This window comes from Zoogloea oryzae (genome assembly GCF_030161255.1).
In the GTDB taxonomy this organism is placed as follows: Bacteria; Pseudomonadota; Gammaproteobacteria; order Burkholderiales; family Rhodocyclaceae; genus Zoogloea; species Zoogloea oryzae.
The window spans coordinates 1-1,254 of the sequence record NZ_BSPX01000182.1; the positions used below are offsets into that span (position 1 = coordinate 1).

The following is a 1,254-nucleotide window of genomic DNA, read 5'->3' on the forward strand; positions in this document are numbered from 1 at the left end:
AGTAGTTATACCAAATAAGCGGGTTTTCACTTTCCAATTTTTTTAAACCCAAAAGGATCTACTCTTTACTCAAGTTTATAGCAAGAATCAATCAAGATTGGTCCTTTTTTTTTGATTCCGGCATAAATGAAATGTTCAATTATTGAGTAGTCTACTGCCCTTCGAATAATGTTTTCCTTATCTTAAAAGAATACCTTTAAATCCATAAGGGATTTACTTGTCTCTATATCCTTTCATTGGATCTTTTAGGTCTCTCCTTTACCTCGACGGTTAGTTCATAATGTATAATGGAATGCCCTTAATAAAGCCTATATGCGATGAATAGACTCCTGTAACCATACCATATTTGCTTTTTACTTGACAGCATTTATTTCTAAAAGAAATGTTGAATTCGCAAGAAAAAAAAAAAAGGTTTTTTCACGAGGTGCAGTTAGCAATTCCTACCTATTTGTTATGGAATCGACCATAGATCTCTTCCCCTTTTGTATTGAATAGAATCAAAATTCTGAGCTTCATGTTACTCCTCTCTCAAGAGACATGTCAGAGCCGGGGCATCCCGATGGGATTGAAAGGGATGACAGTTTCTTATTCCGAATCTGTAAAAAAAGAATTTTGATCAAATCACACATCGCCATATACGAGGCCTTCTAATTTTTTGAGAGGTTTATCTAAAAGAGTCGCGATATAACTAGGACGACGTTTCAAATACCATACATGCGTTACTGGACATGCCAATTTGATGTATCCCATTTGATATCTTCGTATCCGAGAATCCACAAATTCGACTCCGCATTGTTCACAAAATTTAGGGTCTTCTTTTTCATTTCCGATTACTCGATAATTTCCACAAGCACAAATTCCACTCTTTATAGGACCAAAAATTCTTTGACAAAACAAACCGTCCTTTACTGGTTGATTTGTTTTGTAATGAAAAGTATCGGGTTTTGTCACCTCTCCAACTATCTCTCCATTAGGTAGCCTTTTATTGGCCCAAGCGCTTATTTGTTGAGGAGAAACTGATCCAATTCGAAGCTGTTGATGTTTATATCGGTCAATCATAAAATAAAAATCCTAATTGATTTCGATCAAACTTCCTTCCGATTAATCTGAAAGTTCTTCTCAGATACAAGGAAATGATTCAGTTCCAGAGCTAAAGATCGTAGTTCTCGAACGAGCAATCGAAAAGATTCGGGAGCATCCTCTGGGTTAGGTATTATTTCGCCACTGATCGTAGTACCTAGGACTTCCTGACGA

1 protein-coding gene is annotated in these 1,254 nt (G+C 36.3%); it reads right to left on the bottom strand.

Features of this window, described 5'->3' with window-relative positions:
- Positions 1-621: 621 nt before the first annotated feature.
- The gene (locus tag QQK25_RS24665; RefSeq protein WP_284190031.1) at positions 622-1,059 is read right to left on the bottom strand and encodes a DNA-directed RNA polymerase subunit beta'; all 438 of its coding nucleotides are present in this window, start codon (positions 1,057-1,059) and stop codon (positions 622-624) included.
- Positions 1,060-1,254: the final 195 nt, after the last annotated feature.

Excerpts from the sequence above, each read along its gene's own strand:
- QQK25_RS24665 (WP_284190031.1), bottom strand. The coding sequence starts at position 1,059 with ATGATTGACCGATATAAACATCAACAGCTTCGAATTGGATCAGTTTCT.